Origin of the sequence: Citrobacter sp. Ce006 (genome assembly GCF_030336535.1) — a bacterium.
Lineage (GTDB): Bacteria > Pseudomonadota > Gammaproteobacteria > Enterobacterales > Enterobacteriaceae > Citrobacter > Citrobacter europaeus.
Genome location: NZ_JAOWDO010000054.1, coordinates 334,022 through 359,854, shown reverse-complemented (window position 1 = coordinate 359,854; position 25,833 = coordinate 334,022). Strand labels below are relative to the sequence as shown.

22 protein-coding genes are annotated in these 25,833 nt (G+C 55.0%); 20 read left to right on the top strand and 2 right to left on the bottom strand.

The genetic code is table 11. The features are described 5' to 3' along the window. Positions 1 to 32: 32 nt before the first annotated feature. A complete protein-coding gene (gene suhB, locus OGV94_RS03235; protein WP_003037670.1) occupies positions 33 to 836 on the bottom strand; it encodes an inositol-1-monophosphatase in 804 nt (267 codons plus the stop codon). A gap of 118 nt (positions 837 to 954) precedes the next feature. Between suhB and trmJ the strand changes: the two genes are divergently transcribed. The 11 genes from trmJ to sseB all read left to right on the top strand — a co-directional run bounded on the left by trmJ (position 955) and on the right by sseB (position 9,781). After that, positions 955 to 1,686 carry a tRNA (cytosine(32)/uridine(32)-2'-O)-methyltransferase TrmJ gene (gene trmJ, locus OGV94_RS03230; RefSeq protein ID WP_043017194.1) on the top strand — a complete coding sequence of 244 codons (732 nt, stop codon included), beginning with the start codon at positions 955 to 957 and terminating at the stop codon, positions 1,684 to 1,686. Positions 1,687 to 1,845: 159 nt separating this feature from the next. Then, the gene (iscR, locus tag OGV94_RS03225) at positions 1,846 to 2,337 is read left to right on the top strand and encodes a Fe-S cluster assembly transcriptional regulator IscR (RefSeq protein WP_003037674.1); all 492 of its coding nucleotides are present in this window, start codon (positions 1,846 to 1,848) and stop codon (positions 2,335 to 2,337) included. Between the two features lie 242 nt (positions 2,338 to 2,579). Further along, positions 2,580 to 3,794 (top strand): cysteine desulfurase, encoded by a 1,215-nt coding sequence (iscS, locus tag OGV94_RS03220; RefSeq protein WP_286522574.1) that lies wholly within the window; start codon positions 2,580 to 2,582, stop codon positions 3,792 to 3,794. 25 nt (positions 3,795 to 3,819) lie between these two features. After that, the gene (gene iscU / locus OGV94_RS03215; protein ID WP_002913991.1) at positions 3,820 to 4,206 is read left to right on the top strand and encodes a Fe-S cluster assembly scaffold IscU; all 387 of its coding nucleotides are present in this window, start codon (positions 3,820 to 3,822) and stop codon (positions 4,204 to 4,206) included. Between the two features lie 20 nt (positions 4,207 to 4,226). Continuing rightward, on the top strand, positions 4,227 to 4,550 hold the full coding sequence (gene iscA / locus OGV94_RS03210) for an iron-sulfur cluster assembly protein IscA (protein WP_003835203.1): 324 nt from the start codon (positions 4,227 to 4,229) through the stop codon (positions 4,548 to 4,550). 108 nt (positions 4,551 to 4,658) lie between these two features. Beyond that, positions 4,659 to 5,174 carry a co-chaperone HscB gene (gene hscB / locus OGV94_RS03205; protein ID WP_047409509.1) on the top strand — a complete coding sequence of 172 codons (516 nt, stop codon included), beginning with the start codon at positions 4,659 to 4,661 and terminating at the stop codon, positions 5,172 to 5,174. Between the two features lie 15 nt (positions 5,175 to 5,189). Further along, entirely contained in the window at positions 5,190 to 7,040 is a 1,851-nt protein-coding gene (hscA, locus tag OGV94_RS03200) for a Fe-S protein assembly chaperone HscA (RefSeq protein WP_181634426.1), read from the top strand. A gap of 1 nt (position 7,041) precedes the next feature. Beyond that, a complete protein-coding gene (gene fdx / locus OGV94_RS03195; protein WP_003037690.1) occupies positions 7,042 to 7,377 on the top strand; it encodes an ISC system 2Fe-2S type ferredoxin in 336 nt (111 codons plus the stop codon). Between the two features lie 11 nt (positions 7,378 to 7,388). Continuing rightward, positions 7,389 to 7,589 (top strand): Fe-S cluster assembly protein IscX, encoded by a 201-nt coding sequence (iscX, locus tag OGV94_RS03190; RefSeq protein ID WP_003037694.1) that lies wholly within the window; start codon positions 7,389 to 7,391, stop codon positions 7,587 to 7,589. A gap of 61 nt (positions 7,590 to 7,650) precedes the next feature. Then, on the top strand, positions 7,651 to 8,934 hold the full coding sequence (gene pepB, locus OGV94_RS03185) for an aminopeptidase PepB (RefSeq protein WP_199994288.1): 1,284 nt from the start codon (positions 7,651 to 7,653) through the stop codon (positions 8,932 to 8,934). Positions 8,935 to 9,004: 70 nt separating this feature from the next. After that, a complete protein-coding gene (gene sseB / locus OGV94_RS03180; RefSeq protein ID WP_047409515.1) occupies positions 9,005 to 9,781 on the top strand; it encodes an enhanced serine sensitivity protein SseB in 777 nt (258 codons plus the stop codon). A gap of 43 nt (positions 9,782 to 9,824) precedes the next feature. Here the strand turns inward: sseB and sseA are convergent, their stop codons facing one another. Next, positions 9,825 to 10,670 carry a 3-mercaptopyruvate sulfurtransferase gene (gene sseA, locus OGV94_RS03175; protein WP_043017190.1) on the bottom strand — a complete coding sequence of 282 codons (846 nt, stop codon included), beginning with the start codon at positions 10,668 to 10,670 and terminating at the stop codon, positions 9,825 to 9,827. Positions 10,671 to 10,876: 206 nt separating this feature from the next. On the opposite strand from sseA, the gene OGV94_RS03170 reads away from it, so the two are divergent. The 9 genes from OGV94_RS03170 to bamB all read left to right on the top strand — a co-directional run bounded on the left by OGV94_RS03170 (position 10,877) and on the right by bamB (position 25,720). Next, complete coding sequence (locus OGV94_RS03170; RefSeq protein WP_286522570.1) at positions 10,877 to 15,811, top strand: alpha-2-macroglobulin family protein; 4,935 nt, start codon at positions 10,877 to 10,879, stop codon at positions 15,809 to 15,811. Further along, positions 15,812 to 18,124, top strand: coding sequence for a peptidoglycan glycosyltransferase PbpC (gene pbpC / locus OGV94_RS03165; protein WP_286522568.1), 2,313 nt, complete (start codon positions 15,812 to 15,814; stop codon positions 18,122 to 18,124). It begins immediately after the preceding gene. A gap of 137 nt (positions 18,125 to 18,261) precedes the next feature. After that, positions 18,262 to 18,693: a nucleoside-diphosphate kinase gene (gene ndk, locus OGV94_RS03160; protein ID WP_003037710.1), complete on the top strand. Its 432-nt coding sequence runs from the start codon at positions 18,262 to 18,264 to the stop codon at positions 18,691 to 18,693. Between the two features lie 251 nt (positions 18,694 to 18,944). Then, complete coding sequence (gene rlmN / locus OGV94_RS03155) at positions 18,945 to 20,111, top strand: dual-specificity RNA methyltransferase RlmN (RefSeq protein ID WP_003037713.1); 1,167 nt, start codon at positions 18,945 to 18,947, stop codon at positions 20,109 to 20,111. A 284-nt stretch (positions 20,112 to 20,395) separates the two neighbouring features. Continuing rightward, on the top strand, positions 20,396 to 21,367 hold the full coding sequence (gene rodZ, locus OGV94_RS03150) for a cytoskeleton protein RodZ (protein ID WP_286522567.1): 972 nt from the start codon (positions 20,396 to 20,398) through the stop codon (positions 21,365 to 21,367). 26 nt (positions 21,368 to 21,393) lie between these two features. Next, the gene (gene ispG / locus OGV94_RS03145; protein WP_043017186.1) at positions 21,394 to 22,512 is read left to right on the top strand and encodes a flavodoxin-dependent (E)-4-hydroxy-3-methylbut-2-enyl-diphosphate synthase; all 1,119 of its coding nucleotides are present in this window, start codon (positions 21,394 to 21,396) and stop codon (positions 22,510 to 22,512) included. 110 nt (positions 22,513 to 22,622) lie between these two features. Further along, on the top strand, positions 22,623 to 23,897 hold the full coding sequence (gene hisS, locus OGV94_RS03140; RefSeq protein WP_043017185.1) for a histidine--tRNA ligase: 1,275 nt from the start codon (positions 22,623 to 22,625) through the stop codon (positions 23,895 to 23,897). A gap of 13 nt (positions 23,898 to 23,910) precedes the next feature. Continuing rightward, a complete protein-coding gene (locus OGV94_RS03135; RefSeq protein WP_043017184.1) occupies positions 23,911 to 24,531 on the top strand; it encodes a YfgM family protein in 621 nt (206 codons plus the stop codon). Between the two features lie 10 nt (positions 24,532 to 24,541). Next, a complete protein-coding gene (bamB, locus tag OGV94_RS03130; RefSeq protein ID WP_016153997.1) occupies positions 24,542 to 25,720 on the top strand; it encodes an outer membrane protein assembly factor BamB in 1,179 nt (392 codons plus the stop codon). Positions 25,721 to 25,833: the final 113 nt, after the last annotated feature.

The window sequence follows — 25,833 nt, the reverse complement described above, 5'->3', positions numbered from 1 at the left end:
CGCGAGAGCGTCGTATCCGGCACCACAGCAGATTAACGCTTCAGCGCGTCGCTCAGTTCGTCACGCATGTTCGCCAGCATGGCTTTCACTACGCGCGGGTTGCCTGCAACGATGTTACCGGTCGCCAGGTAGTTATGACCGCCGGTGAAGTCGCAAACCAGTGCGCCAGCTTCACGAGCAATCAGCTCGCCTGCGGCGAAATCCCATGGTTTCAGGCCGATTTCGAAGTAACCGTCAACGCGCGCAGCGGCAACGTAAGCCAGATCCAGCGCAGCAGAACCCGTGCGGCGGAAGTCAGCGCACTCGGTAAACATCTTGCCAAGAATTTTCATGTAAGAAGCGGCGTGCTGTTTCGCTTTGAACGGGAAACCGGTAGCGATGATGGTGCCGTCCAGATCGCGGGCGGTGCTGCCACGCAGACGGTAGCCGTTAAGCTGTGCGCCCTGGCCGCGAGTTGCGGTGAACAGTTCGTTACGCATTGGATCGTAAACAACGGCGACTTCAGTACGGCCTTTAATGCGTACTGCGATGGAAACCGCGAAGTGCGGCAGACGTTTTACGAAGTTGGTGGTGCCATCCAGTGGATCGATAACCCATTGAACATCCTGATCTTCACCAGCGTGCTCACCGCTTTCTTCGGTGATGATGGTGTGCTGAGGGTAAGATTTTCGAATAGTTTCGATAATAATCGCTTCAGCGGCTTTATCGACGTTAGTCACGAAATCATTGCTGCCTTTCTGGCTGGTTTCTACTGAGTCTGGTGTTTCGTAGTGTTTGGCAATTACATTACCCGCCTTGCGCGCTGCGCGCACGGCGATGGTCAGCATCGGATGCATCGGTCTCTCTCACTGGATGTTAAAGAACGGGAAAACGGCGCAGAGTATAGCAGCGAGTTCGGAATATGTCTTCGTTTTATGATAATATGCCCGAATAATCTTTAGCCGAAGAAATACAATGCTGCAAAATATTCGAATCGTGCTGGTGGAAACCTCTCACACTGGCAACATGGGCTCTGTGGCCCGCGCAATGAAAACCATGGGTTTAACCAATCTGTGGCTGGTAAATCCACTGGTTAAACCGGATTCCCAGGCCATCGCCCTGGCGGCAGGCGCCAGCGATGTGATCGGCAGCGCGCAGATCGTCGATACTCTCGACGAAGCGTTGGCGGGTTGCAGTCTGGTTGTAGGCACCAGTGCGCGCTCGCGTACGCTGCCGTGGCCGATGCTGGATCCGCGTGAATGCGGTTTAAAAAGCGTCTCTGAAGCAACGAATTCGCCGGTGGCGCTGGTGTTTGGCCGTGAACGCGTTGGCCTGACCAACGAAGAGCTGCAGAAGTGCCATTATCATGTCGCCATTGCCGCGAACCCTGAATACAGTTCGCTCAACCTGGCGATGGCGGTGCAGGTCATCTCTTATGAAGTGCGCATGGCCTGGCTGGCAACGCAGGAAAGCGACAAGACCGCAGATTACGAAGAAGCAGAGTATCCGCTGGTTGATGATTTAGAGCGTTTTTACGGTCATCTGGAACAAACGCTGTTGTCGACCGGGTTTATCCGCGAAGGGCACCCGGGGCAGGTGATGAACAAACTGCGTCGTCTGTTCACGCGCGCGCGACCTGAGAGCCAGGAACTGAACATCCTGCGTGGGATTTTAGCTTCAATCGAGCAGCAGAATAAAAGCAAGTAACTGTACTAATGGCGCACGGAACGTCAAATACCTGACTAAATTAGTCAAGTAAATAGTTGACTGATTTAGTCGGGAATGTCAGACTTGCCCCTGCTATGCAATACCCCCATTTTACAATAAAAAACCCCGGGCAGGGGCGAGTTTGAGGCTAAGTAAGACATGAGACTGACATCAAAAGGGCGTTATGCCGTGACCGCAATGTTGGACGTTGCGCTCAACTCCGAAACGGGCCCGGTACCGTTGGCTGATATTTCTGAACGTCAGGGAATTTCCCTGTCATATCTGGAGCAGCTGTTTTCCCGTTTGCGTAAAAACGGTCTGGTTTCCAGCGTTCGTGGACCAGGCGGCGGGTACTTGCTGGGTAAAGATGCCGGCAGCATCGCAGTAGGTGAAGTGATTAGCGCTGTTGACGAGTCTGTAGATGCGACCCGTTGCCAGGGTAAAGGCGGTTGTCAGGGCGGCGATAAGTGCCTGACCCACGCGCTGTGGCGCGATCTGAGCGATCGTCTGACCGGCTTCCTCAACAACATTACGTTGGGCGAGCTGGTTAATAATCAGGAAGTCCTGGATGTGTCTGGTCGCCAGCACACGCATGACGCTCCACGCACTAATCGTGCTCAAGACGCGATCGACGTTAAGTTACGCGCATAATTTGCCCGTTATATTTCGTGCCGCAACTGCGTTGGCCGCACTTGCTCGCCCCAGTCACTTACTTGATGTAAGCTCCTGGGCACTCTCAAGTTTGCCGCCTTGCTGCAACACGAACTATTTAGGGCAAAGATAATAAGATATTAGAATCAGGCCGGGGCGTTCGACGCCCCGTTAACTCGGTCGTACATCCAGCCGGTTGCCTGATTCCTTGCATTGAAGCGATGTACGGAGTTTATAGAGCAATGAAATTACCGATCTATCTCGACTACTCCGCAACCACGCCGGTGGACCCGCGTGTTGCCGAGAAAATGATGCAGTGTCTGACCCTGGACGGAAACTTTGGTAACCCAGCGTCTCGTTCACACCGTTTCGGCTGGCAGGCTGAAGAGGCGGTAGATATCGCCCGTAACCAGATTGCCGACCTCGTGGGCGCTGACCCGCGTGAGATCGTCTTTACTTCCGGTGCGACTGAATCCGATAACCTGGCGATTAAAGGTGCAGCCAACTTTTATCAGAAAAAAGGCAAGCACATCATCACCAGCAAAACCGAACACAAAGCCGTGCTGGATACCTGTCGTCAGCTGGAGCGCGAAGGGTTCGAAGTCACCTACCTCGCCCCGCAGCGTAACGGCATTATTGACCTGAAAGAACTTGAAGCGACAATGCGTGACGACACTATCCTCGTGTCCATCATGCACGTGAACAACGAAATCGGCGTGGTGCAGGATATCGCGACTATCGGCGAAATGTGCCGTGCGCGCGGCATTATCTATCACGTTGATGCAACCCAGAGCGTGGGCAAACTGCCTATCGATCTGAGCCAACTGAAAGTTGACCTGATGTCTTTCTCCGGCCACAAAATCTATGGTCCGAAAGGTATCGGTGCGCTGTACGTTCGTCGTAAACCGCGTATTCGTATTGAAGCGCAGATGCACGGCGGCGGTCACGAGCGCGGCATGCGTTCCGGTACGCTGCCTGTGCACCAGATCGTCGGTATGGGTGAAGCTTACCGTATCGCTAAAGAAGAGATGGAAACCGAGATGGCGCGCCTGCGCAGTCTGCGTAACCGTCTGTGGAACGGCGTGAAAGATATGGAAGAGGTGTACCTCAATGGTGACCTCGAGCAGGGCGCACCGAACATTCTCAACGTCAGCTTCAACTTTGTTGAAGGCGAGTCGCTGATTATGGCGCTGAAAGACCTGGCTGTATCCTCCGGTTCTGCATGTACTTCTGCAAGCCTGGAGCCATCCTACGTGCTGCGCGCGCTGGGGATGACCGACGAGCTGGCACACAGCTCAATTCGTTTCTCTTTAGGTCGTTTCACTACCGAAGAAGAGATTGACTACGCCATCAATCTGGTTCGCAACTCCATCGGCCGCCTGCGCGACCTTTCTCCGCTGTGGGAAATGTTCAAACAGGGCGTGGATCTGAACAGCATTGAATGGTCACATCACTAATCGGTACCGATAAGGAGAATTCATCATGGCTTACAGCGAAAAAGTAATCGATCATTACGAGAATCCACGTAACGTGGGTTCTTTTGACAACAGCGACGAGAACGTGGGCAGCGGCATGGTGGGTGCACCGGCCTGTGGCGACGTGATGAAGTTGCAGATCAAAGTCAACAATGAGGGTATCATTGAAGACGCGCGTTTCAAGACTTACGGCTGCGGTTCCGCTATTGCCTCCAGCTCTCTGGTTACCGAATGGGTAAAAGGGAAATCTCTGGATGAAGCACAGGCGATTAAAAACACCGATATTGCCGACGAACTTGAACTGCCACCGGTGAAAATTCACTGCTCTATTCTGGCTGAAGACGCGATTAAAGCCGCGATTGCGGATTACAAAAGCAAACGTGAAGCAAAATAATTAAGAGTTGAGGTTTTATTATGTCGATTACCTTAAGCGACAGTGCAGCAGCGCGTGTAAATACCTTCCTGGCAAACCGCGGTAAAGGGTTTGGTCTGCGTCTGGGCGTGAGAACCTCCGGCTGCTCAGGTATGGCTTATGTACTGGAATTTGTTGACGAGCCGGCGGCTGAAGATACCGTGTTTGAAGACAAAGGCGTAAAAGTCGTGATCGACGGTAAGAGCCTGCAATTCCTCGACGGTACGCAGTTAGACTTCGTCAAAGAAGGTCTGAACGAAGGGTTTAAGTTCACTAACCCAAACGTGAAAGACGAATGTGGATGCGGCGAAAGCTTCCACGTGTAACGCGCTTACTGATAACCCCACCGTGGTCGCCTGCGCGTGGGGTTTGTTTTACCTGACTCTCTGGTTTTGCCTCATCGAACAACAGAGAATCGATGCCCTGAGAATGTTATGGACTACTTCACCCTCTTTGGCTTACCGGCCCGTTATCAGCTCGATACTCAGGCGCTGAGCCTACGTTTTCAGGATCTACAACGTCAGTATCATCCTGATAAATTCGCCAGCGGTTCCCAGGCGGAACAACTTGCTGCGGTTTCGCAGTCCGCCACTATCAACCAGGCCTGGCAAACGCTGCGTCATCCTTTGATGCGCGCCGAATACTTATTGTCCTTACACGGCTTTGACATCCGCAGCGAGCAGCACACGGTGCGCGATACCGCGTTCCTGATGGAGCAACTTGAGCTGCGTGAAGAGCTGGATGAAATTGAACAGGCAAAAGACAGTCAACGTTTAGATGCGTTTATGCAACGCGTCAGCGAAATGTATAACGTTCGCCATCAACTGATGGTGGAACAGCTGGATAGCGAGACGTGGGACGTCGCGGCAGATACCGTGCGTAAGCTGCGTTTTCTCGATAAACTGCGAAGCAGTGCAGAACAACTCGAAGAAAAACTGCTCGATTTTTAATTTCCGGAAGCGAAAATGGCCTTATTACAAATTAGTGAGCCTGGTCTGAGCGCCGCGCCGCACCAGCGTCGTCTGGCGGTAGGTATCGATTTAGGCACCACCAACTCCCTGGTTGCGACCGTACGCAGCGGCCAGGCCGAAACGCTGGCAGACCATCAAGGTCGCCACCTGTTGCCGTCAGTGGTTCACTATCAGCAGCAGGGCTACTCTGTCGGTTACGATGCCCGCGCCAATGCCGCGCTGGATACGGCCAACACCGTCAGCTCGGTAAAACGCATGATGGGCCGCTCTCTGGCGGATATTCAGGCGCGTTACCCGCATCTGCCTTATACGTTCCACGCGAGCGAAAACGGTTTGCCGATGATTGAAACCGCAGCCGGTTTGCTTAACCCGGTGCGTGTCTCCGCTGATATTCTGAAAGCATTGGCCGCACGGGCAACCGAAGCGCTGTCTGGCGAGCTGGACGGCGTGGTAATCACCGTTCCGGCTTACTTTGACGATGCGCAGCGTCAGGGAACCAAAGACGCCGCGCGTCTGGCGGGCCTGCACGTATTGCGTTTGTTGAACGAACCGACCGCTGCGGCGATCGCGTATGGCCTGGACTCCGGTCAGGAAGGCGTGATCGCGGTCTATGACCTTGGCGGCGGTACGTTTGACATTTCCATTCTGCGCCTGAGTCGCGGTGTGTTCGAAGTGCTGGCGACCGGCGGCGATTCCGCGCTGGGCGGCGACGATTTTGACCATCTGCTGGCCGATTACATTCGCGAGCAGGCGGGCATGGCCGATCGCAGCGATAACCGCGTACAGCGCGAACTGCTGGATGCCGCGATTGCAGCGAAAATCGCGCTTAGCGACGCTGATTCTGTAACGGTTAACGTGGCAGGATGGCAGGGTGAAATCACCCGTGAAACCTTCAATGAACTTATTTCCGCACTGGTCAAGCGTACGCTGCTGGCCTGCCGACGCGCGCTGAAAGATGCGGGCGTAGAGCCGCAGGATGTGCTGGAAGTGGTGATGGTCGGTGGTTCAACGCGCGTGCCATTGGTACGTGAACGCGTCGGTGAGTTTTTTGGCCGTACGCCGCTGACCTCTATCGACCCGGACAAAGTGGTCGCTATCGGTGCGGCAATCCAGGCCGATATTCTGGTCGGAAATAAACCGGACAGCGAAATGCTGCTGCTGGACGTTATCCCGCTGTCCCTGGGGCTGGAAACCATGGGCGGACTGGTGGAGAAAGTGATCCCGCGTAACACCACTATCCCGGTGGCGCGCGCGCAGGACTTTACCACCTTTAAAGATGGCCAAACCGCGATGTCCATTCACGTGATGCAGGGCGAACGTGAGCTGGTGCAGGACTGCCGTTCACTGGCGCGTTTTGCGCTGCGCGGCATCCCGGCATTGCCGGCAGGCGGTGCGCATATCCGCGTGACCTTCCAGGTAGATGCTGATGGGCTGCTGAGCGTCACCGCTATGGAGAAATCCACCGGCGTTGAGTCCTCAATTCAGGTTAAACCGTCCTACGGTCTGACCGACAGTGAAATCGCCTCCATGATTCAGGATTCGATGAGTTTTGCCGAGCAGGACGTTAAAGCCCGTATGCTGGCAGAACAGAAAGTCGAAGCGGCACGCGTACTGGAAAGTTTATCCGGTGCGCTGAACGCTGATGCCGCGCTGTTAAGCGCCGCAGAACGTCAGGCTATCGACACCGCCGCCGCGCACTTGAGCGAGGTTGCACAGGGTGACGATGTTGACGCGATAGAACAAGCCATTAAAAACGTAGACAAACAAACCCAGGAATTCGCCGCTCGCCGCATGGACAAATCTGTCCGTAGCGCGCTGAAAGGCCATTCCGTGGACGAGGTTTAATATGCCAAAGATTGTTATTTTGCCTCATCAGGATCTCTGTCCCGATGGCGCAGTTCTGGAAGCTGAGACCGGCGAAACCATTCTTGACGTTGCCCTGCGTAACGGTATCGAGATTGAACACGCCTGTGAAAAATCCTGTGCCTGCACAACCTGCCACTGCATCGTACGTGAAGGTTTTGATTCTTTGCCGGAAAGTACGGAAGAAGAAGACGACATGCTGGATAAAGCCTGGGGACTGGAGCCGGAGAGCCGTTTAAGCTGTCAGGCGCGGGTAACCGAGGACGATTTAGTGGTCGAAATCCCACGTTACACAATCAATCATGCGCGTGAGCATTAACAGAGGGTAGTATGGGACTGAAGTGGACCGATAGCCGCGAGATCGGCGAGGCGCTGTATGACGCGTTCCCCGACCTCGATCCCAAGACCGTTCGTTTCACCGATCTGCATCAATGGATCTGTGACCTGGAAGAGTTCGATGATGATCCGCAGGCATCGAACGAAAAAATCCTTGAGGCCATTTTGCTGGTCTGGCTGGACGAAGCCGAATAAGTCAACGGGCTGCCCACGGGTGGCCCGTTTTCCTGTATGCGCGAAAATAAGGATAAATAAAATGACAGAAGCCATGAAAATTACGCTTTCCACGCAACCCGCCGATGCCCGCTGGGGTGAAAAGGCGACATACAGCATTAATAATGACGGCATTACCCTGCACCTGAACGGAAAAGATGACCTCGGCCTTATCCAGCGTGCCGCGCGTAAAATCGACGGCCTGGGCATTAAACACGTTCAACTGGACGGTGAAGGCTGGGATACCGAACGTAGCTGGGCGTTCTGGCAGGGTTACAAGGGACCAAAAGGCACCCGCAAAGTAGAGTGGGCCGCCCTGGACGAAGCGCAGCGCAAAGAGCTGGATAGCCGTCTGAAGATTATTGACTGGGTGCGCGATACCATTAACGCCCCGGCAGAAGAGCTGGGCCCGGAACAACTGGCGCAACGCGCGGTCGACCTGCTGTGTGGCGTGGCTTGTGATAACGTCTCTTACCGGATCACCAAAGGCGAAGATCTGCGTGAGCAGAACTACATGGGACTGCATACCGTGGGTCGTGGCTCCGAACGTCCGCCGGTGCTGCTGGCGCTGGATTACAACCCGACTGGCGACAAGGAAGCCCCGGTTTATGCCTGTCTGGTTGGCAAGGGAATTACCTTTGATTCCGGCGGTTACAGCATCAAGCAAAGCGCATTTATGGACTCAATGAAGTCCGACATGGGCGGTGCGGCAACGGTCACCGGCGCGCTGGCGTTTGCCATCACCCGTGGTCTGAACAAGCGCGTGAAGCTGTATCTATGCTGCGCGGATAACCTGATCAGCGGCAACGCTTTTAAGCTCGGCGATATTATTCACTATCGCAACGGTAAAAAAGTTGAAGTGATGAATACCGATGCCGAAGGACGCCTGGTGCTGGCCGATGGCCTGATCGACGCCAGCGCGCAGAAACCGGATCTGATCATTGATGCCGCCACGCTGACCGGCGCGGCGAAAACAGCGTTGGGTAACGATTACCACGCGCTGTTTAGCTTTGATGATCAGCTGGCTGCTCGCCTGCTGGCCAGTGCGGCGCAAGAAAACGAACCGTTCTGGCGTCTGCCGCTGGCAGAGTTCCACCGAAGCCAGTTGCCGTCTAACTTTGCTGAACTGAACAACACCGGCAGTGCGGCTTACCCGGCTGGCGCAAGCACCGCGGCGGGCTTCCTGTCCCATTTCGTGGAAAACTACCAGCAGGGCTGGTTGCACATCGACTGCTCTGCGACCTATCGCAAAGCGCCGGTTGAGCAGTGGTCTGCGGGTGCAACTGGTCTGGGTGTGCGCACTATCGCGAATCTGCTGACTGCCTAATTCATGACTGTATTGCCGGATGGCGCTACGCTTATCCGGCCTACATGTATTCATCCAATTTGTGATACTTATGTCCGAATCAAAAAATGAACTAGAAACATTGCTGGAGCAAGCGGCGACAGAGCCTGCGCATCGTCCGGCATTTTTCCGTACTTTACTGGAATCCACCGTCTGGGTACCGGGTACCGCCGCTGAAGGTGAGGCGGTGGTTGAAGACAGCGCCCTCGATCTGCAGCACTGGGAGAAAGAAGACGGCACGACCGTGATCCCGTTCTTCACCTCTCTGGAAGCCCTGCAACAGGCGGTGGAAGATGAACAAGCGTTTGTCGTGATGCCGGTGCGTACGTTGTTTGAAATGACGCTCGGCGAAACGCTGTTTCTCAACGCGAAACTGCCGACCGGCAAAGAATTTATGCCGCGTGAGGTAAGCCTGCTGATGGGGGAAGAGGGTAATCCGCTGAGCACCCAGGAAGTACTCGAAGGCGGTGAATCGCTGATCCTCTCTGAAGTCGCCGAACCTCCGGCGCAGATGATCGACTCGCTGACCACGCTGTTTAAAACCATCAAGCCGGTAAAACGCGCGTTTCTCTGCTCAATCAAAGAAAACGCGGAAGCCCAGCCGAATCTGCTGATTGGTATTGAAGCGGAAGGGGATATTGAAGAGATCATCCACGCTGCGGGCAGCGTCGCAACCGACACATTGCCGGGCGATGAACCGATTGATATTTGCCAGGTGAAGAAAGGCGAGAAGGGCGTCAGCCACTTTATCACTGAGCACATCGCCCCGTTCTATGAGCGCCGCTGGGGTGGTTTCCTGCGCGACTTTAAACAGAACCGGATTATCTAAATTGTAGGCCGGATGAGCGAAGCGCTATCCGGCTTTTCCAGCTTTATAATTTCGGTTCTACCGGTAAATCACTCCGCGCTCCCCATTCGCTCCATGCGCCGTCATACAATGCGACGTTAGAAACGCCCAGCGTGGCAAGCGCCAGTACCACGACAGCAGCCGTTACGCCAGAGCCGCAGCTGGCGATAATGGGGCGGTCAAAGCTTACGCCGTGGCTGAAGAAAATAGCATCCAGTTCGTCGGTGGTTTTCAGTTCACCGTCACGAACCAGCTCTGTCCACGGTACGTTAAGCGCACCGGGCACATGACCACGTTTCAGGCCTGGACGCGGCTCGTCAACTTCAGCATTAAAACGCGCAGCCGGACGGGCATCGACGATCTGCGCCGTTTTTTCATGACTGGCCAGCAGCACATCAGTGACGCGCACGACGGCTTCAGGCGTAAATGCCACGTTAAATTCACCTTCAGGTAAATCCTCATCTCCTTCCTGGAGCATTAGCTCATCACGCTGCCAGCCTGCCAGACCGCCCGCCAGAATGGAGACATTCTCGACGCCAAAAGTCCGCAGCATCCACCATGCGCGTGGAGCGGAAAACAGATTTCCGTCATCGTAGACAATCAGATGTTTATCCTGATCAACGCCCAGCTCACGCATAGCTACAGCAAAGGCTTCCGGGCGCGGCATCATATGCGGTAGCGGTGACGTATGGTCGGAAAGCGCTTCAATATCAAAAAAGACTGCGCCAGGAATATGGCCCGCACGATACTCCTCGCCAACATCGCGATCTTCCTGTCCTGGAGGTGCCATCCGGGCATCAAGAATTTGTATTTCCGGGTCGTCAATGTGTTCGGCAAGCCAGTCGGCAGCGACAAAGAAGGCGGTGGTCATAGGCATCTCCATTTTTACCAGGTTTTGGCAAATTGTCGGACGTTTAGTACAAAGCGACAAGTAAAAGAGGCTGATTTGTCAGGCGAATCCACATTAATCACGAAAATTAGGACAACGTTGTTCATTTACTGGCTTCCACAGCCTGAAAACTAACGCATAATAGTTGTTCTACGTAGCTAACGGGCCACTGCGGCCAGGGATGAAAAATGAAACATTTACGCGTAGCGGCCTGCATGCTGATGCTGGCACTGGTTGGGTGCGATAATAATAATGAAAAATCACCGACGGCTGCGAAACCTGACTCGCCAGCTTCCCAGACTGCGCCAGTAAAAGACAAGGCCCAATTACAAAAGCTGATGCAGCAAAGCCAGGGCAAGTCGCTGACGCTGCTGGATGCCTCAGAGGTCCAGCTCGACGGTGCGGCAACGCTCGTGTTGACCTTCTCCATTCCCCTCGATCCAGAACAAGATTTTTCCCGCGTAGTGCACGTTGTTGATAAAAAAAGCGGCAAAGTGGATGGTGCCTGGGAGCTGGCGCCAAATCTGAAAGAGCTACGCTTACGCCATCTCGAACCCAACCGGGAACTGGTGGTGACTATTGAGCGTGATTTGTTGGCGCTGAATAAAGCGACGTTCTCTATAGATTATGAAAAAAACATTACCACCCGTGACGTTCAGCCAAGCGTAGGGTTCGCCAGTCGTGGCTCGCTGCTGCCGGGAAAAGTGATTGAAGGGCTGCCGGTTATGGCTCTTAACGTTAATAGCGTGGATGTGAACTTCTTTCGCGTGAAGCCTGAGTCGCTCGGCGCGTTTGTCAGCCAGTGGGAATACCGCAATTCGTTGGCAAACTGGGAGTCCGACAATCTGCTGAAAATGGCTGAACTGGTTTATACCGGACGCTTTGACCTCAATCCGGCGCGTAACACCCGTGAGAAGTTGCTGCTGCCGCTGAGCGATATCAAGCCGTTGCAGCAAGCGGGCGTTTACATCGCAGTGATGAATCAGGCTGGACAATACAACTACAGCAATGCCGCTACGCTGTTCACGCTCAGCGATATTGGTGTGTCTGCGCACCGTTACCACAATCAACTGGATGTCTTTACGCAGAGTCTGGAAAACGGCGCCGCGCAGCAGGGTATTGAGGTCACGTTACTCAACGAAAAAGGGCAGACGCTGGCGCAGGCAACCAGCGACACCCAGGGTCATGTAACGCTTAAGACCGATAAAGACGCGGCCTTATTGTTGGCCCGCAAAGACGGACAAACCACGCTGCTGGATCTGAAGCTTCCGGCGTTGGACCTGGCTGAGTTTGATATTGCCGGTGCGCCGGGATACAGCAAACAGTTCTTTATGTTTGGTCCCCGTGACCTCTATCGGCCTGGCGAGACGGTGATCCTCAACGGATTACTGCGTGACAGCGACGGTAAAACGTTACCCGACCAGCCAGTGAAGCTGGAAGTCGTTAAGCCCGACGGACAGGTCTTACGCTCGGTAGTTAGCCAGCCGGAGAACGGCCTGTACCGCTTTAGCTGGCCGCTGGACAGCAGCGCGCCAACCGGTATGTGGCATATTCGTGCCAATACAGGCGACAACCAGTCGCGGATGTGGGATTTCCACGTTGAAGATTTTATGCCGGAGCGGATGGCGCTCAATCTCACCGCCAGCAAAATGCCGGTAGCGCCAACTGATGAAGTGAAGTTCTCGGTAGTGGGCTACTACCTGTACGGCGCGCCCGCTAACGGCAATGCCCTGCAAGGGCAGCTTTTCCTGCGCCCGCTGCGCGAAGCGGTGCAGGCATTACCAGGGTTCCAGTTTGGTAATATTGCCGAAGAAAACCTTTCCCGCAGTCTCGATGAAGTGCAGTTGACGCTGGATGATCACGGTCGCGGCGAAGTGACTACCAACAGCCAATGGCAGGAGACACATTCTCCGTTACAGGTGATCCTGCAAGCCAGCCTGCTGGAATCAGGTGGCCGTCCGGTAACGCGTAGGGCTGAACAAGCCATCTGGCCTGCGGACACACTGCCGGGTATTCGCCCGCAGTTTGCGGCAAAAGCCGTTTATGATTACCGCACCGATACCACCGTGAATCAGCCTATTGTCGATGAAGACAGCAACGCTGCTTTCGATATTGTGTATGCCGATGCGCAAGGCGATAAAAGAGCGGTGTCCGGCTTGCAGGTGCGTTTGATCCGTGAACGTCGTGATTATTACTGGAACTGGTCTGAAGGCGAGGGCTGGCAATCACAGTTCGATCAAAAGGATCTTGTTGAGGGTGAGCAGACACTGGATCTTAAAGCGGATGAGACCGGTAAAGTCAGCTTTCCGGTTGAGTGGGGTGCCTATCGTCTGGAAGTCAAAGCCCCGAATGATGCGGTGAGCAGCGTACGCTTCTGGGCGGGTTATAGCTGGCAGGATAACAGCGACGGCAGTGGGGCAGTGCGTCCCGATCGCGTGACCCTGAAACTTGATAAACCCAGCTATCGTCCTGGTGATACCATGAAGCTACACGTTGCCGCTCCCGCTGCTGGCAAAGGTTATGCAATGGTGGAATCCAGCGAAGGCCCGCTGTGGTGGCAAGAAATAGACGTACCGGCGGATGGTCTCGATATCTCCATCCCGGTCGATAAAGCCTGGAATCGCCACGATTTGTATCTCAGTGCGCTGGTGGTTCGTCCTGGCGACAAGTCCCGTTCGGCAACGCCAAAACGGGCGGTCGGCTTACTACATTTACCGCTAGGCGATGAAAACCGTCGTCTGGCGCTGGCCCTGGAAAGCCCGGCGAAAATACGGCCAAATCAGCCGTTGACCGTCAAGATTAAAGCCAGCGTTAAAAATGGCGAGGTGCCAAAGCAGGTTAATGTGCTGGTCTCAGCCGTCGACAGCGGGGTGTTGAACATTACCGACTACGCCACGCCGGATCCGTGGCAGGCGTTTTTCGGGCAAAAACGCTATGGCGCAGATATTTATGATATTTACGGCCAGGTGATCGAAGGGCAAGGGCGCCTGGCGGCGCTGCGCTTTGGTGGTGATGGCGATGAATTAAAACGCGGCGGTAAGCCACCGGTCAATCACGTCAATATTGTGGCGCAACAGGCGCTGCCGGTTACGCTTAACGAGCAGGGCGAAGGTACGGTGACGTTACCGATTGGTGATTTCAACGGCGAGCTGCGGGTAATGGCGCAAGCCTGGACGGCGGATGACTTTGGCAGCAGCGAAAGCAAAGTGATTGTCGCCGCGCCGGTGATTGCTGAACTGAACATGCCGCGCTTTCTGGCAGGGGGCGATACCTCGCGTCTGACGCTGGATGTGACCAACCTGACTGACAAACCACAAACGCTGAATATTAAGCTCGCGGCCAGCGGTCTGCTGGAACTCATGGGGCAAGATCCCGCCCCGGTGAATCTGGCGCCAGGCGTACGGACTACGCTGTTTATTCCGGTGCGCGCGCAGGAGGGTTTTGGCGATGGTGAAATTCAGGCAGAAATTAGCGGTCTGACTTTACCGGGTGAAACGCTGCCTGTGCAGCATAAACAGTGGAAGATTGGCGTGCGACCGGCATTCCCGGCGCAAACCGTGAATAACGGCGTCGCACTTCAGCCGGGGGCAACCTGGCAGCTTCCGGTCGAAGAACTGACCAATTTCTCCCCAGCGACGATGCAGGGGCAATTGCTGTTTAGCGGTAAGCCGCCGCTGAATCTGGCGCGCTACATCCGCGAACTGAAAGCCTACCCTTACGGTTGCCTCGAGCAAACGGCGAGCGGGTTGTTCCCTTCTTTATATACCAACGCCGCGCAGCTGAAGGCGTTAGGTATCGCGGGTGATAGCGATGAAAAACGCCGTGCGGCAGTAGACATTGGTATTTCTCGTTTACTGCAAATGCAGCGTGATAACGGCGGTCTTGCGCTGTGGGATAAAAACGGATCGGAAGAGTACTGGCTGACCGCGTATGTGATGGATTTCCTCGTGCGAGCGAATGAACAGGGCTACAGCGTCCCGGCGGAGGTGATTAACCGGGGTAACGAGCGGCTGCTGCGCTATTTGCAGGATCCGGGCATGATGTCGATTCGCTATACCGACGACGCATCTGCAAGCCGATTTGCCGTACAGGCCTACGCCGCGCTGGTGCTGGCTCGTCAGCAGAAAGCCCCGCTCGGCGCGCTGCGTGAGATCTGGGAGCACCGTGCACAGGCCGCTTCCGGTTTACCGCTGTTGCAACTGGGGATCGCGCTGAAAAACATGGGCGATGCCAACCGCAGTGAACAGGCGTTGACCCTGGCGCTGAATACACCACGTCGCGACGCGCAGCAGTGGATGGCGGATTACGGCAGTCAGCTACGCGACAACGCGCTGATGCTGGCCTTGCTGGAAGAGAACAAACTCAAACCTGACGTGCAGAATACCTTGCTGAACACCTTGTCAGAACAGGCCTTTGGGCAGCGCTGGCTCTCTACTCAGGAAAATAATGCGCTGTTCCTTGCCGCGCGTACGTTACAGGACTTGCCAGGCACATGGCAGGCGCAAACGTCACTCTCTGAACAACCGTTAGCCGGGGAGAAATCACAGACGCGGAATCTGGATGCCGATGCGTTGTCTACGCTGAGCGTCACCAATACCGGTAATTTGCCACTGTGGCTGCGTCTGGATGTGAGCGGTTACCCGCAAACCTCACCGACGCCTGCCAGCAACGTTTTGCATATTGAGCGTCAAATCCTGGGGCTCGACGGAAACAGTAAATCGCTGGATTCTCTGCGCAGCGGCGAGCTGGTGCTGGTCTGGCTGGAGGTGAAAGCCAGCCAGAATGTACCGGATGCGCTGGTGGTCGATCTACTGCCAGCCGGCCTGGAGCTGGAAAACCAGAATCTGGCCAACGGCAGCGCCAGCCTGCAGGATAGCGGTAGCGAAGTAGCGAATCTGCTCAATCAGATGCAACAAGCGGATATCCAGCACGTTGAATTCCGTGACGATCGCTTTGTTGCCGCGGTGGCGGTCAATGAAGGACAACCGGTTACGCTGGTGTATCTGGCGCGGGCGGTAACGCCGGGGACCTACCAGGTTCCTGTCCCGCAGGTGGAATCAATGTATGTTCCGCAGTGGCGCGCGACCGGTGCGACAGAGGGACTTTTGATTGTCAGACCGTAAATGATGCGCGGGTTGGGTAAACGCGGCTGCTGGCTCTGGGTGGCAGCCGTTGCGCTATTGTTTCTGGCGGCGGTTTGGGCGGCAGATAAAATCTGGCCGCTGCCGCTGCACGAAGTCGATCCGGCACGGGTCGTGGTGGCGCATGATGGTACGCCGCTGTGGCGCTTCGCCGATGCGGACGGTATCTGGCGTTATCCGGTGGCTACTGATGAGGTATCGCCTCGCTACCTTGAGGCGTTAATTAACTACGAAGACCGCTGGTTCTGGAAACATCCCGGCGTCAATCCGTTTTCCGTGCTGCGCGCAGCGTGGCAGGACCTCTCCTCTGGGCGTGTGGTTTCGGGCGGCAGTACGCTCACCATGCAGGTAGCACGATTACTCGATCCCCATCCGCGAACCTTCGGCGGCAAGTTCCGCCAGCTCTGGCGCGCATTGCAGCTGGAATGGCACCTCTCCAAGCGCGACATCCTGACGCTGTATCTTAACCGTGCGCCATTTGGCGGTACGCTGCAGGGCGTGGGGGCGGCAAGCTGGGCCTATCTTGGCAAATCGCCCGCGCAATTGAGTTATTCCGATGCTGCGCTGCTGGCGGTGCTGCCCCAGGCGCCGAGTCGTCTGCGCCCGGACCGTTGGCCGGATCGCGCGCAAGCGGCGCGCAATAAAGTGCTCGAACGTATGGCGACGCAGGGCATTTGGCCTGCCAGACAGGTACAGGAGTCGCGCGAAGAACCGGTCTGGTTGGCGCCCAGACAAATGCCGCAGTTAGCGCCGTTATTCTCGCGCATGATGCTGGGAAAAAGCCGAAGCGATAAAATCGTGACCACCCTTGACGCCGGGTTGCAGCGCCAACTGGAAGAGCTGGCGCAAAACTGGAAGGGGCGCTTACCTGCACGCAGTTCGCTGGCGATGATTGTGGTCGATCACACCGATATGAGCGTGCGTGGCTGGGTGGGGTCGGTAGATATGAATGACGACTCCCGCTTTGGTCATGTGGATATGGTGAATGCGATCCGTTCGCCGGGCTCGGTGCTAAAGCCGTTTGTATATGGTCTGGCGCTGGATGACGGACTCATTCATCCTGCTTCGTTGTTGCAGGATGTACCTCGGCGAACCGGGGACTATCGACCAGGGAATTTTGACAGCGGTTTTCATGGACCGGTGAGTATGAGCGAAGCGCTGGTAAGGTCGTTGAATTTACCCGCCGTGCAGGTACTCGAAGCCTATGGCCCGAAGCGTTTTGCCGCATCGTTACGTAACGTTGGCTTACCGCTGTATCTGCCCGCAGGGGCAGCGCCGAATCTGTCGCTGATTTTAGGCGGCGCGGGGGCAAGGCTGGAAGATATAGCCGCAGCCTACAGCGCCTTTGCTCGGCAGGGAAAAGCGGGAAAACTGCGTCTGCAGCCGGGCGACCCACTGCTTGAACGTCCGTTGATGTCGGCGGGCGCGGCGTGGATTATTCGCCGTATTATGGCCGATGAAGCGCAACCGCTACCGGATAACGCTTTGAGCAGAGTGGTCCCGCTGGCGTGGAAAACGGGCACCAGCTATGGCTATCGCGATGCGTGGGCGATTGGTGTTAACGCTCGTTATGTGATCGGTATCTGGACTGGCAGACCAGACGGAACGCCAGTTGTGGGCCAGTTTGGATTTGCCAGTGCCGTGCCGCTGCTTAATCAGGTCAATAATCTTCTGCTCTCTCGCGGGACAAATCAGCCGGAAGATCCGCGTCCGGTATCCGTTAGCCGTGGCGTGGTGTGCTGGCCTGGTGGGCAATCTCTTGCGCCCGGTGACAGCAACTGTCGACGTCGTCTGGCAACCTGGCTACTGGACGGCAGCCAGCCGCCAACGTTGCTATTACCCGAGCAGGAGGGCGTGAGTGGCATTCGTTTCCCCGTCTGGCTGGACGAAGAAGGCAAACGTGTGGCGGCAGATTGCCCGCAGGCGCGCGAACAAACATTAATCGTCTGGCCTTTACCGCTGGAGTCATGGCTGCCGGAGTCAGAGCGCCGTAGGGCGAGATTACCGCCGGTTTCTGCCACGTGTCCGCCGCTGGGGCAGGACGATTCGCTGCCGTTGCAGTTGACAGGGGTGCGTGATGGCGCGATTGTGAGGCGTTTACCCGGTTCTGCACAAGCCTCATTGCCGGTACGAACCATCGGCGGGTCAGGTGAGCGCTGGTGGTTTCTTAATGGCGAAAGGCTGGATGAACGCGGACAACATCTTACGCTACGGCTGGCGACGAAAGGGGATTATCAACTGCTGGTGATGGATGACGCCGGGCAGGTGGCGACGGTGAGATTTTCGATGCAGTAGATCAGTTGGTGACTGTTTGTTGCTAAAATTCATCTTATTTTAAAGAAATGTTACCTTCATCAATAGTCAATTGCCGGGATGCTCTTTATAATCCGCGCCAGGTAAACCACAACAAAACATCTTTTTCAGAGGTAATCATGGCTATTGAACGTACTTTTTCCATCATCAAACCAAACGCGGTGGCAAAAAACGTTATTGGCAGCATCTTTGCGCGCTTTGAAGCAGCAGGGTTCAAAATTGTCGGTACTAAAATGCTGCACCTGACCGTTGAGCAGGCGCGCGGCTTCTATGCTGAGCATGACGGCAAGCCATTCTTTGACGGTCTGGTTGAATTCATGACTTCCGGTCCGATCGTTGTTTCTGTTCTGGAAAGCGAAAATGCCGTACAGCGTCACCGCGACCTGCTCGGCGCAACCAACCCGGCAAATGCGTTGGCGGGTACTCTGCGCGCAGACTACGCTGACAGCTTCACCGAGAACGGTACTCACGGTTCTGATTCCGTTGAATCTGCAGCGCGCGAAATCGCCTATTTCTTTGGTGAAGGCGAGGTTTGCCCGCGCACTCGCTGATAAGCTCGTCCTGTAGGCCGGATAAGCGTTTGCGCATCCGGCTCTGCTTTGCCTGATGGCGCCGCTGATGCGTCTTATCAGGCCTACGATCTTCCTTTACATATTATTTTCGCTAATGCTTCGTGCAAACGTGGCATCCCTGCGCCAGACTTTGTACAATGCAACGCCCCGGAAGAGCAGATCGCTTGCCGGGGCGTTTCTTTTTAACCCTCCACGGGCCATAACGTGTAACAACGAGGCCGGAAAAAATTATGTCTGAATTAGTTAACACCTCTGAAGTCGTCATTCCTGCGGTTCCAAATAAAAATGGAAAAATTAACCTGCTGGATCTGAACCGTCAGCAAATGCGCGAATTCTTCAAAGAGATGGGCGAAAAACCGTTTCGTGCCGATCAGGTCATGAAGTGGATGTACCACTATTGCAGCGATAACTTTGATGACATGACTGACATCAATAAGGTGCTGCGTAACAAGCTGAAAGAAGTGGCTGAAATTCGCGCCCCGGAAGTGGTGGAAGAGCAGCGTTCTTCTGACGGTACGATCAAATGGGCCATTGCAGTTGGCGATCAGCGCGTTGAAACGGTGTATATCCCGGAAGACGATCGCGCGACCCTGTGTGTTTCTTCACAGGTCGGTTGTGCATTAGAGTGTAAATTCTGCTCTACGGCGCAACAGGGCTTCAACCGTAACCTGCGGGTATCGGAGATCATTGGTCAGGTCTGGCGCGCGGCGAAAATCGTCGGGGCGGTGAAGGCTACGGGCGTGCGTCCTATTACCAACGTGGTAATGATGGGGATGGGCGAGCCGCTGCTCAACCTGACTAACGTGGTGCCGGCGATGGAAATCATGCTGGATGACTTCGGTTTCGGGCTGTCCAAGCGCCGCGTCACGCTCTCCACGTCAGGCGTGGTCCCTGCGCTGGATAAGCTGGGCGATATGATTGACGTCGCGCTGGCAATTTCTCTGCATGCGCCGAACGATGAAATTCGTGACGAAATTGTACCTATCAATAAAAAGTACAATATCGAAACATTCCTTGGTGCGGTTCGTCGTTATCTGGAGAAATCCAACGCTAACCAGGGACGTGTGACCATTGAGTATGTGATGTTAGATCACATCAATGATGGCACTGAACACGCGCATCAGTTGGCCGAGCTGCTGAAAGATACGCCGTGTAAAATTAACCTGATCCCGTGGAACCCGTTCCCGGGCGCGCCGTATGGTCGTAGCTCTAACAGCCGTATCGATCGTTTCTCCAAAGTGTTGATGAGCTATGGTTTTACTACCATCGTGCGTAAAACACGTGGCGATGACATCGATGCTGCCTGCGGTCAGCTGGCGGGCGACGTTATCGACCGTACCAAGCGTACTCTGCGTAAGCGTATGCAGGGCGACGCTATCGACATTAAGACCGTTTGATGTTGAGTGCACTACGGTACAATTCATGTACCGTAGTGTAATGTAAGCCATATGAGGTTTTTTGTTGTCGTCGTCAGGTCAATAATAACGGTGCGTTTTTGTCGACTTTAAGGCAGTATGTAACGGCGCAACAAGCGTTTAGCCCTCAGGCTTACGCTGTTTTGTCATTGATAGTCTGACCGTTTTATACTGTCTGACGAAGGTTAACTGACCAGATGTTTCGCGGTGTGGGTGAGCATTGTGGCTCGCCGGCATCAGAACCCAAATTTACGCAGCTGTAGCGAATGAATACTGAAGCCACGCACGACAAAAATGAAGCACTATCCACCGGCGTTCGTCTGCGCAATGCCCGTGAACAACTCGGATTCAGCCAGCAGGCAGTCGCGGAGCGACTTTGCCTGAAGGTCTCCACGGTACGCGATATTGAAGAAGATAAGGCGCCAGCCGATCTCGCTTCAACATTCCTGCGCGGGTACATCCGTTCTTATGCGCGTCTGGTGCATATTCCTGAAGAAGAACTGTTGCCAGGGCTGGAAAAACAGGCTCCGATTCGTCCTGCCAAAGTCGCGCCGATGCAGAGCTTCTCGCTCGGTAAGCGTCGTAAGAAACGCGACGGCTGGTTAATGACCTTTACCTGGCTGGTACTGTTTGTCGTTGTTGGGCTGACAGGCGCCTGGTGGTGGCAAAACCATAAAGCGCAGCAGGAAGAGATCACCACCATGGCCGATCAATCCTCCGCTGAGCTGAATGCCGGTAAAGAGGGTGCGCAGAACGTACCGTTAGATACCAGCGCCGCAGCGGGCCAGGAGGCGACTCCGGCACCGGACGATGGTGCAGTGGCGGACGCAGCGCCTACGGCAGATGCGGCGACCCCGGCACCTGCCGCTGATGCGCAGCAGAACGCCGTTGTGGCGCCTTCTCAGGCTAACGTCGATACCGCAACCGCAGCACCGCTGCCGACCGATCAGGCTGGCGTGACGACGCCAGCTGCCGATCCTAACGCGCTGGTGATGAACTTTACCGCCGATTGCTGGCTGGAAGTCACCGATGCGACCGGTAAAAAACTGTTCAGCGGGATGCAGCGTAAAGACGGCAATCTGAACCTGACCGGTCAGGCGCCGTACAAACTGAAAATTGGCGCTCCGGCGGCAGTGCAGATTCAGTTCCAGGGTAAACCTGTCGATCTGAGTCGTTTTATCAGAACTAACCAGGTTGCGCGTCTGACCGTTAATGCCGAACAATCACCGGCTCAGTAACAGACGGCAATGCGGGAGATTTTTTAATGCATAACCAGGCTCCAATTCAACGTAGAAAATCGACACGCATTTACGTTGGGAACGTGCCGATCGGCGATGGCGCGCCCATCGCCGTACAGTCGATGACCAATACGCGCACCACGGATGTGGAAGCGACGGTTAATCAGATCAAAGCGCTGGAACGCGTAGGCGCAGATATTGTTCGTGTCTCTGTACCGACAATGGATGCCGCAGAAGCGTTCAAGCTTATCAAACAGCAGGTTAACGTCCCGCTGGTTGCCGATATTCATTTCGACTATCGTATCGCGCTGAAGGTGGCGGAATACGGCGTTGATTGTCTGCGTATTAACCCTGGCAATATCGGTAATGAAGAGCGTATTCGCATGGTAGTGGACTGCGCTCGTGATAAAAATATTCCTATCCGCATCGGCGTCAACGCCGGATCGCTGGAAAAAGATCTGCAGGAAAAATACGGTGAACCTACGCCGCAGGCGCTGCTGGAATCCGCTATGCGCCACGTAGATCACCTCGATCGTCTGAACTTCGATCAATTCAAAGTCAGCGTTAAAGCGTCTGACGTTTTCCTCGCCGTTGAATCCTATCGCCTGCTGGCGAAACAGATCGATCAACCGCTGCATCTTGGGATCACCGAAGCCGGTGGCCTGCGTAGCGGTTCGGTGAAGTCCGCCATCGGCCTTGGCCTGCTGTTATCTGAAGGGATCGGCGACACGCTGCGTGTTTCTCTGGCGGCCGATCCGGTGGAAGAGATCAAAGTAGGCTTCGATATTCTGAAATCGTTGCGCATTCGCGCGCGCGGGATCAACTTCATCGCTTGCCCAACCTGTTCGCGACAGGAGTTTGACGTTATCGGTACGGTTAACGCGCTGGAGCAACGTCTGGAAGATATCATTACGCCAATGGACGTTTCGATCATTGGTTGCGTGGTAAACGGTCCTGGGGAAGCGCTGGTTTCTACGCTGGGCGTGACGGGCGGTAACAAGAAAAGCGGTCTGTATGAAGACGGCGTGCGTAAGGACAGAATCGATAACGACGACATGATTACGCAGCTTGAAACCCGCATTCGCGCTAAAGCAAGCATCCTGGACGAAGCGCGTCGTATCGACGTGCAGCAGCTTGAAAAATAACAACGTGATGGGAAGCGGCGTGCTTCCCGTGTATGATTGAACCCGCATGGCGCCCGTATTGTTCGGGTTAGCGCTGAGGGTTCATTTTTATATTCATAAAGAGAATAAACGTGGCAAAAAACATTCAAGCCATTCGCGGCATGAACGATTATCTGCCTGGCGAAACCGCCATCTGGCAGCGCATTGAAGGCACTCTCAAAAACGTGCTCGGTAGCTACGGTTACAGTGAAATCCGCTTGCCGATTGTAGAGCAGACCCCGTTATTCAAACGCGCGATCGGTGAAGTCACCGACGTGGTTGAAAAAGAGATGTATACCTTTGAGGACCGTAATGGCGACAGCCTGACGTTGCGTCCTGAAGGGACTGCGGGCTGCGTACGCGCCGGCATCGAACATGGTCTCCTGTACAATCAGGAACAGCGTCTGTGGTATATCGGGCCGATGTTCCGCCACGAACGTCCGCAGAAGGGACGCTATCGTCAATTCCATCAGTTGGGTGTCGAAGTGTTTGGCCTGCAAGGCCCGGATATCGATGCGGAACTGATCATGCTGACTGCTCGCTGGTGGCGCGCGCTGGGTATTTCTCAGCATGTCAGCCTGGAGCTGAACTCAATCGGTTCGCTTGAAGCCCGCGCAAACTACCGTGATGCGCTGGTCGCCTACCTGGAACTGCACAAAGAGAAACTGGACGAAGACTGCAAGCGTCGTATGTACACCAACCCGCTGCGCGTTCTCGACTCCAAAAACCCGGAAGTACAGGCGCTGCTCAACGACGCGCCTGCACTCGGCGACTATCTGGATGACGACTCTCGCGAGCACTTCGCGGGTCTGTGCAAACTGCTGGAGTCCGCAGGTATTGCCTATACCGTCAATCAGCGCCTGGTTCGTGGTCTTGATTACTACAACCGCACCGTATTTGAGTGGGTCACCAGTAGCCTGGGCTCTCAGGGTACCGTGTGCGCCGGTGGGCGTTACGACGGTCTGGTTGAGCAACTTGGCGGTCGTGCAACCCCGGCCGTGGGCTTTGCCATGGGTCTGGAACGTCTTGTTTTGTTAGTTCAGGCAGTTAATCCGGAATTTATTGCCTCCCCTGTTGTCGATATATACCTGGTCGCTTCGGGGACGGACACGCAGTCGGCGGCAATGCGGCTTGCAGAACGTCTGCGCGATGAAGTTCCAGGTGTGAAACTAATGACCAACCACGGCGGCGGCAACTTTAAGAAACAGTTTGCCCGCGCCGATAAGTGGGGCGCCCGCGTTGCACTGGTACTGGGCGAGTCCGAAGTGGCTGACGGTACTGTTGTAGTGAAGGATTTGCGCTCTGGTGAGCAAACGGCAGTAGCGCAGGATAGCGTTGCCGCGCATTTGCGCACTCTACTGGGCTAAGGAGAAGGACAGCGTGGAAATTTACGAGAACGAAAACGACCAGGTTGATGCGGTAAAACGCTTCTTTGCTGAAAATGGCAAAGCGCTGGCTGTTGGGATCATTTTAGGGGTTGGCGCGCTGGTTGGCTGGCGTTACTGGACCAGCCATCAGACGGAGTCCGCACGCTCTGCTTCCCTGGCGTATCAAAATACGGTGACTGCGGTTAGCGCGGGTAAACCGGACAGTCTTCCTGCTGCAGAGAAATTTGCCGCAGAAAACAAAAATACCTACGGCGCGTTAGCTTCTCTGGAACTGGCGCAGCAGTTTGTTGACCAAAATGAACTTGAGAAAGCCGCAAGCCAACTGCAACAAGGCTTAGCTGCAACCAGCGATGAAAACCTCAAAGCGGTGATCAACCTGCGTCTGGCTCGTGTTCAGGTTCAGCTTAAACAAGCCGATACCGCGCTGAAAACGCTCGACACCATTAAAGGTGAAGGCTGGACGGCCATTGTTGCCGATCTGCGCGGTGAAGCGTTGCTGAGCAAAGGCGACAAACAAGGTGCGCGTAGCGCATGGGAAGCGGGCGTGAAAAGCGATGCCTCTCCTGCTCTGAGCGAAATGATGCAGATGAAAATCAATAATTTGTCCATCTGAGAGGGACCCGATGCAATTGCGTAAATTACTTCTGCCAGGGCTGCTTTCCGTTACCCTATTGAGCGGCTGTTCACTGTTTAGTGGCGAAGAAGATGTCGTTAAGATGTCCCCATTACCGGTGGTTGAGAACCAGTTTACTCCGTCTACGGACTGGAGCACCTCCGTAGGCAACGGTATTGGTGATTTCTATTCCAATCTTCATCCTGCGCTGGCGGATAACGTTGTCTATGCAGCCGATCGCGCCGGTGTCGTTAAGGCGTTGAATGCGGACGACGGCAAAGAAGTCTGGTCTGTTAATCTGGGTGAGAAAGACGGCTGGTTCTCCCGCGCATCTGCACAGCTTTCTGGCGGTGTAACCGTGTCCGGCGGACATGTTTACATTGGCAGCGAAAAAGCACAGGTTTATGCGTTGAATACCAGCGACGGGACCACTGCGTGGCAGACGAAAGTTGCCGGTGAAGCGCTGTCTCGCCCTGTTGTGAGCGATGGCGTGGTATTAATCCACACCAGCAACGGTCAGTTGCAGGCCTTGAACGAAGCTGATGGTGCTATCAAATGGACCGTTAACCTCGACATGCCTTCTCTGTCACTGCGCGGCGAATCTGCCCCAGCGACCGCCTTTGGCGCAGCTATTGTCGGCGGTGATAACGGTCGCGTGAGCGCAGTGCTGATGCAGCAGGGCCAGATGATTTGGCAGCAACGTATTTCTCAGGCGACAGGTCCAACGGAAATCGATCGTCTCAGTGACGTTGATACCACGCCGGTTATCGTCAATGGCGTTGTTTATGCGCTGGCTTATAATGGTAACCTGACGGCGCTGGATCTGCGCAGCGGCCAGATTATGTGGAAACGTGAACTGGGCTCGGTGAATGATTTTATCGTCGACGGCAACCGTATCTACCTGGTTGACCAGAACGACCGCGTACTGGCACTGACCACCGACGGCGGCGTGACGCTGTGGACGCAAAGCGATCTGCTGCACCGTCTGCTGACGTCCCCGGTATTGTATAATGGCAATCTGGTCGTCGGTGATAGCGAAGGCTACCTGCACTGGATTAACGTTGACGATGGCCGTTTTGTTGCCCAGCAGAAAGTTGACAGCTCTGGTTTCCTGACCGAGCCGGTCTCTGCTGATGGTAAACTGCTGATCCAGGCGAAAGACGGTACGCTGTACTCTATTACGCGTTAATCGTCCCGGCCGCTCGCTTTGAAAAACGGCTCCTGGTGCAGGGGCCGTTTTACTGTTTTTAACAACGGCGCAAAATGTGCCCGTTGTCTGATGATTTTTTAAATGAGGCTTTA